This window comes from Syntrophorhabdales bacterium (genome assembly GCA_035541455.1).
Classification (GTDB): Bacteria; Desulfobacterota; Syntrophorhabdia; order Syntrophorhabdales; family WCHB1-27; genus JADGQN01.
Genome location: DATKNH010000160.1, coordinates 1 through 13,775 on the forward strand (window position 1 = coordinate 1; position 13,775 = coordinate 13,775).

Consider the following 13,775-nt stretch of genomic DNA (forward strand, 5'->3'; position numbering starts at 1 on the left):
CAAACACCAGGCAGAAATCGTGCTGCAGTTCAAGAAGGCAGATCAACCCGCCCGGCTAAAGATGCTCAAGGAGCAGAATCTTTGGAAAGTAGGCCTTATCGAGACCTTCGGTACCGAGAGGCGCGACAAGCCAAGATGGTAACGCAGTCATGAAAAAGGTGATCTCTTTCGACCTTGACGGGACGCTCGTTCAGGGGAAATTCGGCGATATGGTATGGCACCGCGGCATCCCGGGCAAATACGCCGAAAAATATGGCGTGCAATTCGAGGAAGCACAGAGAATCATCCTCAGGGAGTATGAAGAGATTGGTGACTCGAACCTGCTCTGGTATGACGTGGATTACTGGCTCGCCAAATTCGGTTTGCAGGTATCAGCACATGACTTACTGGACGCGTACGCTGCGCACATAGAGGTGGTGCCCCATGCCCTTGAGGTGATCCGCAGGCTTAGAGAGCGCTACAGGCTCGTGATAGCTTCAAATGCTGCCCGCATATTTGTGGACAAGGAGCTCGCCCAGGCAGGCATTGCAGATCATTTCGAGTATGTGGTATCAGCGACCTCAGACCTCGGCATGGTAAAGAAAGAAAAGAGATTTTATCACAGGCTTGCAGCCACTCTCGGTATTACACCAGAGGATCTTGTGCACGTGGGTGACCATGAGATTTTCGACTATCAGGTGCCGGGTTCCCTTGGGATTGAATGCTACCATTACAACCCCTCCGGCGAGAGCAATGGAAACGTCATTACTGACCTGAGGGAACTCCTGAGAAGACTGTGACAGCTTACGTTACGGGTTACGAGTTACGTGTTGCGAGTTACGGGTTACAGACTAACTGGTGACGGAGGAAGCATGAAGAGGTGCTACAAGTGCGGCACTACGATTGAGATAGAGAAAGTCTCGCGACGTGATGAGTGTCCGAACTGCGGCTCCGATGTTCGAGTCTGTCTGAACTGCGCTTTTTTCTCCGAATCAAAAGCCAATTCGTGCGAAGAGTCCCAGGCTGAACCGGTCAAAGAAAAGGATAGAGCTACCTATTGCGATTTCTTCCGTTTCAGCGAGAAAGCCGGGCGATACGCGGTCAATGGCATAAAACCGGCGCAGAAGAACTCGGCCAAAGCGGAGGCCGAAAAGCTCTGGAATGAGCTTTTCAAAAAACCTTAGCCGACTGCGTCCCGCTCAGCCCTGGTATAGATGATCCTGTAGCGATCCCTGTCAACGTCAAAACACGCGGTGCAGCCGCTCTCCTCGCAATCCCCAACCTTCAGCTCTTCTTGGGCCGGCATCGGTTCAAGAAGCACCTCAAAGCCTATCTCCCGGTAAAGATCGACTGCCTCCTGGAGTCTCGGCCCGGCCGCAACAAACCTTCGCTCCCATCCTTCCCGAGCTAATTTTTCTTCTCTCTCCGTCATAGCCCCAGATTATACACAATCGGCTATATCTTTAGAAGAGCGCGCAGCAGCTCTCCTCCCTACTGCACACCTATCCCTATTCAGTACTGAGTACCTCTAAAGTTTCCGGCGAATTTCTCCGAAAACTAACAGAGCCCTAAAGCAAAGCTTCGTAGCAAGTATGGATACGATTCATCTAGATCCTTTTATAGTGGAGATGCAGACCCCGGGCCGCTGATCTCGCGTCCGACAAAAAGGGAGAGCCACTGTGGCAACCGATGACTGCGCGTATTCGAATAATAATAGCGGCATGATGGTCAATCTGCCCGGAGGTGCACCTCGCGTGAAAAGCTCCGGGAAAACATCTTCTCAGGGCGGAAGCGCCGACCTTTCGTTGATGGGAATGCTGGCCAAGATGGGTCTTCTCTCGCCTCTCGCGTTTCGCCTCTGGTGCTACGTGCGTCCATTCATTGCCTGATGGCTGCATCCTCTCACACCTACGTCGCCTACAAAGGCTCGAGCATGGAGCCTCTCTTTAACCCCGGGGATATCCTTCAGGTTATCCCATATGCCGGCAATAAGATCAGATGCGGTGACGTGATTTTCTACTCATGTCTTTCGCAGAATTGCAGCGTCGTGCACCGCGTGAAAGCCTGCGAAGCACGCGGCATCAGAACAAAGGGGGATAACAATAGACGGGCTGATCCGCGGATTGTGCAGCCACACCAGGTCGTGGGTTATGTCGCGTACGCGTTGAGCGGACAGCGTTGGCGGCGCATCCGGGGAGGCTATATCGGTTCATATGCGGTAAAAGGAGCGCGAGCCCTTGAGCGTATCAGCGCGTGGGCCCGTCTCACTCGTTCCGCCCTTCACGCACGAAGCGCCGTCTCCTGAAAACCTTGCGGTGGAGGGCAGATACCGTTGCCTGAATCCCGGTCGGCGAGGACTGCGCGGCTTCGCGGGAAAAGCCCTCTTTTCTGTGCCTCTTCACAATACCAGAAAGCTGCCCATAAATTCTTGCTCCGATAGTAGTTTTGGGCAACACAGCTCCCGAGACACATACTCTTCATCAAACAGTCTTTGCAGATGCCCTCGAACTCGTGGGGCAAGCCGTCGCGCAGTTCATTGAGCACGGAGGAGTCGCGCCAGACATCTTCCAGCCTGTCGGTAGAAGCGTGACCAAAGACAAGCTCAGGGACGGTCTCGCCGATACCGCAAAGCGCATACGAACCATTAGCAAGTACACCGAGGATTCCCAGGATTCCGCAGACGCCGCAGCCCTGTTGATCACCAAACATCTTGCTCATCGGCTTGAAAGCAGCCGGATGGCTGTAAAACAGACGGAGGCCGGTTGAGAAAGAAAGCTTCTTTTCGGTCCACGCGCCCAGCTCTACAAGTTCGTCAATTGTCAGTGCCTCTCCCTGTTCATGCATCTTCTCACCCCTAGCAGTCGGCTGCACAAGGTTGAATTTGACAGAGCCCGCACCCAGTGACTCGGCAAGCCTCACCACTGCGTCCATCTGGTCTTTGTTTCGGCGCACAATACTCATGATCACCTGTGGCCTGAAACCCACGGAGACAAGGTTGCGGATGCCCGAGAGCGCCGCTTCAAACGAACCGTTAACGCCGCGCATCCACTCATGGGTCTCGGCATCGGCTCCGTCAAGACTGACCGATACAAACGTGTTCTTGCACGATTTGAGCTCCTGAGCCAGTTCGGGGGTACACAGAACACCGTTCGTTTCGACCGTCAGACCCAGATCCTCCCTGCGCACGATCCCGAGCAGTTCCATGATCTGCGGGTGCATAAGCGGCTCACCACCCGTTAATTTCACGCTGGTCAGGCCGAGAGGTTTTGCCTGCTGAAGTATCGATTCAAAAAGTTCCACAGGGAGTGCCGGATAGCTTTTCCCTCCACCCTGGAACTTGGGAGCAATCCAGCAGTGACGGCAGGCGAGGTTACAACCCTCGGTGAGGTAGAAGTAGATGCAGTTGAGACCATAACGCGGCTGACAACTGCAGGACGGGGAGGGGTTTGTCTGTTCTACCTTTTCTGGTTCCCGTTCTGGAATCGGCGTGATCGATTTTATTAGCTCCATGAAGTCCCCCGTAATTTTTCTTCTGCCTGTACCATACTACACGGGACGGCAGAACGATGTGTTCACATTCTTTAAGCGCAGCACGCACAGCCTGCGTCTTCAGGCAGGCGTCCACCTTCTTCCAGGAATTTCCTGAGGCAGGCGTCCGGTGCAGGATGGTAAGCGCTGCCCGTCATCGTGTAGGCCAGAGCGGGGCAGCTCCCCGTACAGTAGCTCATGTACTCGCAGCCCCGGCAAAATTCAAAGCTCGAGAGCGCGATGGATCGTCGCTCTCTCAGCCGCTTCAGTTCTGGATGGTGTTGCCATATCTCCCGAAGATCGTCATGGTTTATGCGGCCCAGCACCAGATGAGGCATCTGTGCACAGGGTGTAATAGCTCCATCGGCTCGCACTGCTATCTGGTTCATCGGTCCTCCGCAGCCGGTGAGGAAGCCTCGGCCGGGCATCTCTCTCCCTTGCTTGCGGGCCTGCTCCATTTCCAGCCAACCCCTCCCCTCCGCGAGCGGGCCGGCAGCAGCACTGATACGACCGTTATACTTCGCGTTCAGCCTCAGCAGCGTTTCCATGGCAAGGCAACGCTCCTCGGCTGTGAGCTGAACAATCCCGGCGTTCTTCCGGCACAGGCCGAGGTGAGAAGCAGAGTTGGTAGAAAACCCCGAAAGACCTACCTCTTCCAGCAGGAGTCGCGCAACATTTTCAAGGTCCCGCACGTTCCTGCGATGGATCGTCACCCGCACTGTGACGGGCAGATTATGACGCTGAAGATGTTTTATTCCGTTCATTGCTTTCCGGAAACTTCCCCTGCCCCGGCAGGCATCATGCGTGATCGGTACTGAACCGTCGATGGAAACTTGCACGCTGTCGCAGCGCCTCGTTGAGGCGATAAAGGCAGCCATCTCGTCGGTGATCAATGTGCCGTTGCTCAGAATCTTGAAACGCATTCGGTTGCGGACAATGCCCTGGATAAGCTCTCTCAGGTCTTCTCTGATGAAAGGCTCACCGCCGCAGAGCGTCACATCCATGACAGCGCACCGGCCCAACTCCTCAAAGAACGAGAGCCACTCTTCTGTGGGGATGTCCCTGCCCACATCCCCGGCGCTCGAGAAATGGCTGCAGTATTTGCAGCGAAGGTTGCACCGGTCCGTTATGTCAATGTCCATCGATTTCGGCGTTCGCATGACATTCATAGGTTACCTCCGGAGTGCGACTGTTCTCCCTCATCAAGGCACCACCCTGTTTCGAACGTGTGCCCCGCTTTCGAACGGTATGCTGCAATCTATGTACCAGGAACCGGAAGCACCTCAGACGTGGCACGCCATGTGCAGGACCTGTGACGGACATTTGCCGGCCGGAATACCATTGCAAGCGATGGGCCCGTCCATGTCGCACGATACACATCCTCTTTGAGAGATAGGGACACATGAAGACATGGCTCTCGTACGTTAAACAGGGATTCTCAAGGAAGATACCTGTTGACCAGATATCCGCCCAAGGGGAACTACCTACCGACCTCCGGAAGAATCTCAAGCACATCTATCCTTTTGTCCTTCAACACTGGCGCAAAGGCATCATCGGTGCGGCGCTGATCCTTATCGGTACGCTCCTGAGCTTCCCGCAGCCTCTCATCTCACGATACTTCGTGGATACTGTCCTGACGGGGCGGCAACTGAAGCTCCTGCCCGGCGTAATTCTGCTGATGATTACGATTTCCGGATGCTCAAAACTCTGCGGTCTGTTGCAGCAATTCTACGTTGCTCGTTTCGAGCAGAGCGTGACCATGGACATTCAGGAGAGCTTACTCGGTCACGTGTTGCGTCTCCCGAAAGCGTTCTTCGATACCAAAGAAACGGGGTATCTCATGTCCAGGTTGTCGTCTGACGTGGGAGGCCTGCAGTGGTTCTTCTCGAGCACCATTGTCTACATCATCACAAATATTCTGAGATTTATCGGCGGTCTCTGCTTCCTCGTCTGGCTTGAATGGAGGCTCGCCCTCGCAGCCATACTCGTCCTTCCGGGTCTCGTTCTCATGATCCGTTATTTCTCGGGCAGACTGCGGGTCATGAGCCATTGGATGATGGAACAGCAGGCCAATGTGTACAGCCGGTTTCAGGAGTGCCTGTCGTCGGCGTCGCTCATCAAGGCTTTCTCGACAGAGGAGCGGGCAGTTTCGACGGTGATTTCAGGCGTGCGCAGGATCTTCAACCTTTCGCTCGAACAGTCTACGGTGAACTCGATCGGCGGGCTTGCTATAGGTTCCATGCCGAGTGTAGTGAACCTCTCGGTGCTCGCGATCGGAGCTTATTGGGTCATAACGGGCCACTGGACGCTCGGTTCCCTCTTCGCCTTTCAAAGCTATCTCGGATACGTGTTTGGACCGGCGCAGTTCCTGGCGTCAGCCAACATGGGGCTCCAGGGCGCCAGAGCCTCTCTGGAACGTGTCTCCGCGCTCTTTGAGCTGGTCCCGGAGGAGAACGCCGGCACGGGTCGATACATAGATCAGCTGCAAGGCAATGTCGAATTCAGAGATGTCTCCTTCTCGTACGATGAGCAGAATCCCGTTCTTCAAAACATCTCGTTTAGCGTCGCACCAGGGGAACGCATCGCCGTTGTTGGTCCCAGCGGTGTAGGCAAGACAACGCTTATCAGCCTGCTTCTCCGCTTTTACCGTCCGACCTCAGGAGAAGTCTATTTTGATGGGATTCCCGCAGATAATATTGAAGTTAGTGCGCTGCGTCGCCGTATTGGCTACGTTTCACAGAGCACGCTGCTTCTGACGGGAACTGTCATTGATAACCTGAAGTACGGTAATCCTGAAGCGAAGGACGAGGAAGTATTCCAGGCTGCCGAAGCCGCCAACATTCACGAGTTCATCCTTGGTCTCTCCTCCGGTTACGAGACGGAGATCGGTCAGAACGGCGTCAGCCTTTCAGAAGGGCAGCGCCAGCGACTCTCCATCGCGAGAGCGCTAGTCAAGCGTCCGGACTTGCTGGTTCTCGATGAGCCCAGTTCCGCGCTCGACAATCTCACGGAGAAATCGATATTCCACTCGCTCCCTTTGCTCGTGCGCAACAAGACGCTCTTCGTTGTGGCACACCGGCTCTCCACCATCCAGGACTCAGACCGGATTCTTCTCTTGAACGGATGCCGTTTAGCAGCCGTAGGTACTCATCAGGAGCTGTTCCAGAACAACGAGTATTATCGTTCTCTGGTCGCATGCCAGCAGGTCGTTGCCGACGATAAAGCATCGGCACTGAGGATATTCCAGGTAAAGTAAACAAGCAGGAGACGATGGGCAGGTTGCGGTAATGGCAGGACGGATGCCGGCACACGCGGGCATCCGTCCTGCTGAATTTATTCTATTACCGTCAATGACGGCAGCTTTGTGGGTTGCACTCCAGGTCTTCCATCACATCCTGAATCTGATCTTGTATCTCAGCGGCAAGTTGCGCAACACAGGCTTTCTTGGACTTCAGGCGTTTGCTGACACGGTCGTAGGCATTGTCAAGCTTGTTACAGGCCTTTTTGATCTTCCCCTTCTCTACCGCATGAGCTGCCATGGTGAGCAGCTGTTCCAGCCCTTTCATGTGAACCTTGCCGCAGTCTCCTCCCGCGAGAGCTTCATCGATGGTGTCGATGATGCCATCGATCTTGTCTTCAGGAGAGGCAGACATGGGAGGTGGAGGCGGAGTGGCGATAAAGCCTTTCATTATTGCAAAAAAGCCAATCTCCAACATGTTGTACTTGGGATCGTGTATATCCAGACAGAGCCTAATGTCTCCGTAGGGGCCGATCACTGCCTCTGTTCTGCCTGCGCCGCAGCGAAACAATCGATGGTGCGGTATCTGATAGACTCTTTGTATTGCTGTTCCCGATTTTCGGTTTTTCTTCTTTGAGTCATCCGATGTCTCGACCTGCCGCTCCGTATCTTCTTGCGTAGCCTCAATTGTATGGCGAATCTCTTCGGGAGTGAGGGCAAATTCTAGAGCGTCTTTTCGGCCATCCCAGTCAGGGCTTACTTCATAACCCAGGCGGAAATGCGCTCCGAATTTCTCTACCGCGAAGTGCCTCATCTTTACCAGCTCGCTCTTGTTTATGGTCATTGCGGTGGTTTTCAAATATACGTCAATCCCTCTTCCCCGCAGAAGCTCTATGGCATTCATAACCTTCTTGTATGTCCCCGCTTTTTGAGTAAACCAATCGAACGTATCTCGATTCACCGTATGAAAGGAGATGTCTATTTTATTTAGGCCGAGTCTTTCCAGCCTATCGGCTTTGTCAGGCGTTATCAACGTCCCGTTGGTGAGAATTACAATGTTCAACCCCTTCTTCTTTGCGTGTGCCAATATTTCAAAAATGTCCTCACGCAAGAACGGCTCGCCCCCTGTGAAACCCATGTTCAAGCATCCCGCTTGCGTCAACTGGTCCAGGATATTGAAGACCTGCCCGGTATCCAGTTCTTTGCGTCCCCTGTAACAGGTCTGGGGCGCCACATAGCAGTGGCGGCACTTGAGATTGCACCTATACGTAAGCTCAACCATCGCCTTGATCGGGAAGAACTTCCGCCCCGCTTTTTTAAATAACCGCGATTGCAGATTATGATAGTCGAGCGTTTGAATCATGCGAGCTAAAGAGTTCTCCTTTAGTTTCTTCCTGCCGATGTGCTAATTCGCAGAAGAATTCTATCGGCTGTTCCATATCGCCGTTTTCGGCGAGTGCCCTTCCGGGACATTGCCGGCAGAGGTACTGGATATCACAGTGCCGGCACCTGGTAGCAGCCTTTGTCGTCAGGCCCAGAAAATAGCCCTGGAGCCGTGCGAAGCTTTGCAGAAAATCATCGCTTTCCACATCAGCACATGGCTCCTTCACAAAGAGACACAGGCGCATCTTCCCATAAGGATCAACGTGAAAAGAGGAAAGGCCGCACGGAAAGAGATAGCCTTCTCTTAAGGGTGCATCGACATTATGGCGTGAAAACTGCTCGCGGCAGCAAGCAAGCATATCCTCATCGGAATTCTGGATATACACTATCTCATCGGGAGTAAGCCTTTGTTTGCAGGGCTCTTTGGATCCGTCAATACCTGCGCAGAGCGCCAGATCGCAGCGGAAGCGCTTCTTCCCCAGCACCCTCTCGGCAAATTGCTTTATCATCACTATCTCATGGCCATTGCTCTTCATGCCGTTAGCTTTGAGTGTTAGAGGTATGTTTCTCTCCGCGAGCAACTTTATTGCTTTCATCACCTTCGCAAAGCTTCCTTCTACCTGCGTCACGTCCTCATAGACTCTTTCTGTGATCCCGTTGAGTGTGATGTCAATGCAGTGAGGCGGAAGATTCGCAAGATACTCGGCTATTTTTTCGTTGATCAGCGTGCCGTTCGTCAGAATCGTAATCAGGAAGCCTTTCTTGCGGGCATAGGTGTAGATATCCAGGGAATCTTCCCTCAGGAACACTTCGCCTCCGCTTAAAGAAAGCCAGAGACAACCTGCTTTGTGGATCTTGTTTATAATGGAGATTACATCGTCGAAGGTTAGCTCCTCTTTATCTCTTTCTTTCGGGATGAAGCAGTGCACGCACCTGAGGTTGCAGCGATAGGTCAGGTCTATCTGTCCGCTGACAGGCCGTCGTTCAAGAAGCATCTTTCGCTGCAGCCGGTCCGCGTAAGCATCTCTTTTCTGTATGTTCATCAAAGAGACGTGCAACCCTATTCCCTCCCTGTACCACGTGGACATCGTTTGTTGAGAGTCGCTCTTTTTTGATGCGCCACCGGCGCCACACTGCGCACTACGTGAAGGATCCGAGATGCAACATGAACTGCAGGGGTTAACAGCGCCCTTCGAGAACACCAGGCAATAAGCCACTTCTCCGTACCTATGCCACCACGAATTTTCTTACCGTCTCGTCGCACTTTTGAGACAATGCCTAGGATGTCGGCTGCTGTCACCGGGTTATCCCCGCCGCCTATTGTGCCGTCTCCCTTCATGCCGTAAGAATCTCCATCGATGTGTATGATCCTGTGTACCAGCAATCTTTCCGATCCCTTTCCAATAAACGCCACTACATCACCAACGCCCGGCAAACCATTTCTTACTGGAGAGACTGTGATCTCATCCCCGTCCTTAATGAAAGGGTGCATGCTGGAACCTCTGGCCCGGAACTGAAATGGTATCCCTTCGGCCAGCGTTATCCGCATAAGTTGAATGAATGCCGGGACTGCAAGGCACGGTTCACCTCCTGCGGCCCGACAGACGCTGCGAGATGCCGCAGATTCAATGATCAGTCTGGAAAACATTGAACAAATCAGTGCAATATGCGTACCAGTTTCAATTCAATTGAAAGGCGTAGGAACAAAACGGCCGGGGCTGAATTTTTTCACCACTTTCAAAAGACCCATTGGTAAAATTAACTAGTGTTATCAATTACTTATACATATAGCGATCGGCATTCTTCTTGCTCAACCGTATGGTGCGGCCTTCGGACATATGCCCCATTCACTCGATGAGGGGCAAGAAGTGGCCGCCGTTGGAATGTCAGAACACGTCTTTTCGGTTGGGAGGCGCATGGTATTATTCTTCGGATTTCCTCTGGTGATCACGCTTTTGATGATGCCTTCAATTATACGGCTTGCGGGAAAATATGGTTGTATCGATCACCCGGGCGAGAGGAGAGTACATACCAACCCGACGCCTCGATGGGGCGGTCTGGCATTTTTCATCGGCATACTTCCCATCTTCTTTTTCATGAACCTTGATAATCGCCTGATCTCGTATCTGGCGGCCTCCTCCCTGCTTGTACTGGTCGGCGCGATTGACGACTGGAAGCAGCTTGGTTACGCTGCAAAGCTGTTTGCGACCCTTGCAGCCACGTCGGTCGTTGTTTTTGGCGGCGATGTTGTTTTGCGGAGCATCGGCACTTACGGCTCTTTCGGCCAGATCAGTCTCGGCCCCGCCGCCATTCCTTTCACGTATCTTTGCATCGTGGGCGTCACCAACGCAATGAACCTTATAGACGGCCTGAATGGACTTGCCGGGGGCATTTCCTTCATCGCCTCTCTTTTCATTGCCATCGTCGCTTACGTATCAGGCAATCAGGTACTGGCGGGGCTCTGCGTCGCCTTTGCCGGAGCAATAGGCGCCTTTCTGCGTTACAACATGCTTGCCAAGGCCCATGTGTTCATGGGCGACTCGGGTAGTCTCTTTCTCGGTTTCTCCCTCGCTTTTTTCTCGGTGACGCTTACACAGGATGCGCGCTGTCGCGTTGAACCAATGTTACCCGTGCTCCTTCTCCTTGTGCCAATCTTCGACACGCTAAGGGTCATGGCGCTACGGCTCTTTACGGGAAAAAATCCTTTCAAGGCTGATACCAACCACCTTCATCACCTTCTCCTCAAGGCCGGGTGCTCTCACAGGAAAAGTGTGCTGCTGCTCTGGTCGATCACCGCACTCTTCGGACTCGCTGCAATGCTGATCCATTCCAGGGGAACGTCGACCCCCTATCTGATCGCCGTGCTCACCGGCTCAATCTTTCTGAGCATCTTTGCGGACGCGCTTGGAAGAAGAACGCATGAAACCGCGTCAAGAACTCAGCCACAAATACAGGTACGGGACCACGAGGCAGTAAGAACAGGAGCCACAATAAGCGGGGAGATGGAGCCCCCAACAGAGGAGTGCGGCCCGAAGGCCGCTTTAGGAACACGCTGATCATCCGGCAACAAAAAAGCGGAGTGGCGGCACCGGGAATCTACTTACCGGCTGATATGAAATAATCTATCGTCTTCCGCAATCCCTCTTCCAGAGGAACTTTGGGCTGCCAGTCGAGGTGCTGACGGGCTTTTGAAATGTCAGGGCACCTTCTCCTGGGATCATCTTCGGGGAGTTGCTCGAAAACGACCCTGGAGCCTGAGCCGACCATGTCGACGATGCGCTCGGCTAATTCGACCACCTGCACTTCGTGAGGATTACCAAGGTTGACGGGGCCGGGGAAACCGGAGAGATAAGGCCTGGTATAATCTCTTTCCCTTTCGTGCTCGCCCGTTTCGTAATCCATCATGCGGATCATGCCTTCGATAAGGTCATCTATGTAACAGAAGGACCTGGTCTGTGACCCCTGACCATAGACGGTGATGTCTTTGCCTCGCAAAGCCTGCATGATGAAATTACTCACCACCCGGCCGTCATCGGGTCTCATTCTTGGTCCGTAGGTATTAAAGATACGAATGACCTTGATATCCACCTTGTTCTGGCGCAGGTAATCAAAGAAGAGCGTCTCAGCCAGCCGTTTTCCCTCATCGTAGCAACTTCGTTTACCAATGGGGTTCACGTTCCCCCAGTACTCCTCCTGCTGAGGGTGCACATCGGGATCGCCATACACCTCGCTCGTGGATGCCTGCAGTACTCGTGCCCTGACTCTCTTTGCAAGGCCAAGCACGTGGAGAGCCCCTAGTACGTTCACTTTCGTCGTTTTAACGGGGTTGTACTGGTAGTGGATAGGGCTTGCCGGACATGCCAGGTTGAATATCCAGTCGACCTCAAGCATGACAGGCTCGGTGATGTCATGGGTCATCAGTTCAAAGTTGGGGCGATTGAAAAGATGAGCGATATTCTTTTTGGTGCCGGTAAAAAAATTGTCCAGGCAGACTACATCATGCCCGTCGCTAACAAGCCTCTCGCAGAGATGAGAACCGATAAAACCCGCCCCTCCGGTTACGAGAATCCTTTTAGAATCTTTGTAGGGACCGTACTTATACATTGGGTCGCCCTATGCAAAGGTAGCTAAAGCCGCGCTCGGCGACCAGTTTGGGATTGTACTGGTTCCGTCCGTCGAAGATGACATGCCTTTTCATGAGATTCTTCATTCGGTCAAAATCGGGCTCCCTGAAGGAGAGCCACTCGGTCAGCAGAATCAAACCTTCCGCGCCTTCAAGCACCTCATACTGATTCCTACCAAAGACCACTGATGTGTCACCGTCAAAAATCTTAGCCGCATTTTCTGAAGCCTTCGGATCGTACACATGACACGCGGCCCCACCGCTCGTGAGCCCTTTTATCACATCTATGGCCGGCGCTTCTCGCATATCATCCGTGTTAGGTTTAAAAGCAAGGCCCCAAACCGCCAGTTTCTTTCCGGCGACGTTTTCATTGTAGAAGGCGCGGATCCTTTTTAAGAAGTTGAATCGCTGCGCGTTATTCGCCTCCATGACCTCTGAAAGGATTGAAAAATGAAAACCGGCATCTTCGGATGTCTTGATCAACGCCCGTACGTCTTTCGGAAAACAGGAGCCGCCGAAGCCTACGCCCGGAAAGAGGAACTTCGGTCCTATTCTTGAATCCGAGCCCATACCTCGCATTATTTTCATGACATCCGCACCGACCCTCTCACAGACACTCGCCATCTGATTCATGAAGGAGATGCGAGTTGCAAGCATTGCATTCGCCGCGTACTTCGTCATCTCGCTTGACCTGAGATCCATGACAAGAAAAGGTGCGCCTGTTCTTACAAACGGCGCGTACAGCTCGCTCAGAATTTCTTCGACTCTGCTGTTTTCAACACCGACGATTACCCTTTCTGGCTTCATGCAGTCATCCACGGCAACGCCTTCTTTCAAGAACTCGGGATTTGAAGCGATATCGAAGGGAACTTCCGTGCCCCTCTTTTCCAGTTCGTGCCGGATTGTGTCTCTCACCTTTTCGCACGTACCAACAGGCACAGTCGACTTCACAATTATAATGCGATACTTCTCAAGAGACTGCCCTATACCGGAAGCAACCTTCAACACGTATTGCAGATCGGCTGACCCGTCATGATCCTGAGGGGTATTAACACAGACAAAGATGATGAGCCCGTGCTGCACGGCTTCCTCAATGCTGTCCGTAAACTCAAGGCGCCCCTCCCTGATGTTATTCTTGACCAATTCCTCAAGATGGGGTTCATAGATAGGTATCTCACCGCGCTTGAGGCGCTCTATTTTCTCCCGATCCACGTCCATGCAAAGGACATTATTTCCGACCTCTGCGAAGCAGACACCCGATACGAGCCCAACGTAACCAACACCAATAACAGAAATACGCATACACCCTCCCTGGCGTTTCCTTATTTCTTATTTACCGTCTGCCGCTTGCAAAGTCAATACCACGCCATGAAAAACCCGGGTCCTGGAGACCAGTTAACGGGATCCGATACTGGCCAGTGAAAGCCCCGGCTTCTACGCGAGGAAACACCTCCTCTGGTGGTTGTCGTTTCTTTTCTCCTCTACAGGGCCTCTGGACCCTGGACCTAGGTTCTGGACGATATT

The 13,775-nt window shown here is 53.0% G+C and carries 14 protein-coding genes; 6 read left to right on the top strand and 8 right to left on the bottom strand.

Going from position 1 to position 13,775, the window contains the following annotated elements; translation table 11 throughout:
* The first annotated feature begins 149 nt into the window (after positions 1 to 149).
* Complete coding sequence (locus tag VMT71_17170; protein ID HVN25701.1) at positions 150 to 779, top strand: HAD family hydrolase; 630 nt, start codon at positions 150 to 152, stop codon at positions 777 to 779.
* Between the two features lie 72 nt (positions 780 to 851).
* Entirely contained in the window at positions 852 to 1,163 is a 312-nt protein-coding gene (locus VMT71_17175) for a hypothetical protein (GenBank protein ID HVN25702.1), read from the top strand.
* On the opposite strand, the gene VMT71_17180 is transcribed toward VMT71_17175, so the two are convergent.
* Positions 1,160 to 1,411, bottom strand: coding sequence for a hypothetical protein (locus tag VMT71_17180; protein ID HVN25703.1), 252 nt, complete (start codon positions 1,409 to 1,411; stop codon positions 1,160 to 1,162). The genes VMT71_17175 and VMT71_17180 overlap by 4 nt on opposite strands.
* Before the next feature lie 247 nt (positions 1,412 to 1,658).
* On the opposite strand from VMT71_17180, the gene VMT71_17185 reads away from it, so the two are divergent.
* Positions 1,659 to 1,868: a hypothetical protein gene (locus VMT71_17185; protein HVN25704.1), complete on the top strand. Its 210-nt coding sequence runs from the start codon at positions 1,659 to 1,661 to the stop codon at positions 1,866 to 1,868.
* Positions 1,868 to 2,284, top strand: a complete 417-nt coding sequence (locus VMT71_17190) for a signal peptidase I (protein ID HVN25705.1) — start codon at positions 1,868 to 1,870, stop codon at positions 2,282 to 2,284. The genes VMT71_17185 and VMT71_17190 overlap by 1 nt, the downstream gene beginning before the upstream one ends.
* Here VMT71_17190 and scmF read toward each other — a convergent pair.
* Both scmF and scmE read right to left on the bottom strand, forming a co-directional pair.
* Positions 2,260 to 3,489 carry a SynChlorMet cassette radical SAM/SPASM protein ScmF gene (gene scmF, locus VMT71_17195; GenBank protein ID HVN25706.1) on the bottom strand — a complete coding sequence of 410 codons (1,230 nt, stop codon included), beginning with the start codon at positions 3,487 to 3,489 and terminating at the stop codon, positions 2,260 to 2,262. The two genes, VMT71_17190 and scmF, sit on opposite strands and share 25 nt — an antisense overlap.
* Before the next feature lie 71 nt (positions 3,490 to 3,560).
* Entirely contained in the window at positions 3,561 to 4,676 is a 1,116-nt protein-coding gene (gene scmE / locus VMT71_17200; GenBank protein ID HVN25707.1) for a SynChlorMet cassette radical SAM/SPASM protein ScmE, read from the bottom strand.
* A gap of 233 nt (positions 4,677 to 4,909) precedes the next feature.
* On the opposite strand from scmE, the gene VMT71_17205 reads away from it, so the two are divergent.
* Positions 4,910 to 6,763, top strand: a complete 1,854-nt coding sequence (locus VMT71_17205) for an ABC transporter ATP-binding protein (GenBank protein ID HVN25708.1) — start codon at positions 4,910 to 4,912, stop codon at positions 6,761 to 6,763.
* A gap of 91 nt (positions 6,764 to 6,854) precedes the next feature.
* Here the strand turns inward: VMT71_17205 and VMT71_17210 are convergent, their stop codons facing one another.
* From VMT71_17210 to VMT71_17220, 3 genes are read right to left on the bottom strand one after another with little or no spacing between them, the layout of a single operon-like run.
* Positions 6,855 to 8,108, bottom strand: coding sequence for a radical SAM protein (locus VMT71_17210; protein ID HVN25709.1), 1,254 nt, complete (start codon positions 8,106 to 8,108; stop codon positions 6,855 to 6,857).
* Positions 8,083 to 9,171, bottom strand: a complete 1,089-nt coding sequence (locus tag VMT71_17215; protein HVN25710.1) for a radical SAM protein — start codon at positions 9,169 to 9,171, stop codon at positions 8,083 to 8,085. The genes VMT71_17210 and VMT71_17215 overlap by 26 nt, the downstream gene beginning before the upstream one ends.
* 17 nt (positions 9,172 to 9,188) lie before the next feature.
* A complete protein-coding gene (locus tag VMT71_17220) occupies positions 9,189 to 9,620 on the bottom strand; it encodes a S26 family signal peptidase (GenBank protein ID HVN25711.1) in 432 nt (143 codons plus the stop codon).
* Positions 9,621 to 10,044: 424 nt separating this feature from the next.
* Here VMT71_17220 and VMT71_17225 point away from each other — a divergent pair, with 424 nt between their 5' ends.
* Positions 10,045 to 11,184, top strand: coding sequence for an MraY family glycosyltransferase (locus VMT71_17225; protein HVN25712.1), 1,140 nt, complete (start codon positions 10,045 to 10,047; stop codon positions 11,182 to 11,184).
* A 40-nt stretch (positions 11,185 to 11,224) separates the two neighbouring features.
* On the opposite strand, the gene VMT71_17230 is transcribed toward VMT71_17225, so the two are convergent.
* Together VMT71_17230 and VMT71_17235 are read right to left on the bottom strand one after the other, a co-directional pair.
* A complete protein-coding gene (locus tag VMT71_17230; GenBank protein HVN25713.1) occupies positions 11,225 to 12,232 on the bottom strand; it encodes a UDP-glucuronic acid decarboxylase family protein in 1,008 nt (335 codons plus the stop codon).
* Positions 12,225 to 13,553 carry a UDP-glucose/GDP-mannose dehydrogenase family protein gene (locus tag VMT71_17235; GenBank protein HVN25714.1) on the bottom strand — a complete coding sequence of 443 codons (1,329 nt, stop codon included), beginning with the start codon at positions 13,551 to 13,553 and terminating at the stop codon, positions 12,225 to 12,227. Before VMT71_17235 ends, VMT71_17230 begins: the two co-directional genes overlap by 8 nt.
* Positions 13,554 to 13,775: the final 222 nt, after the last annotated feature.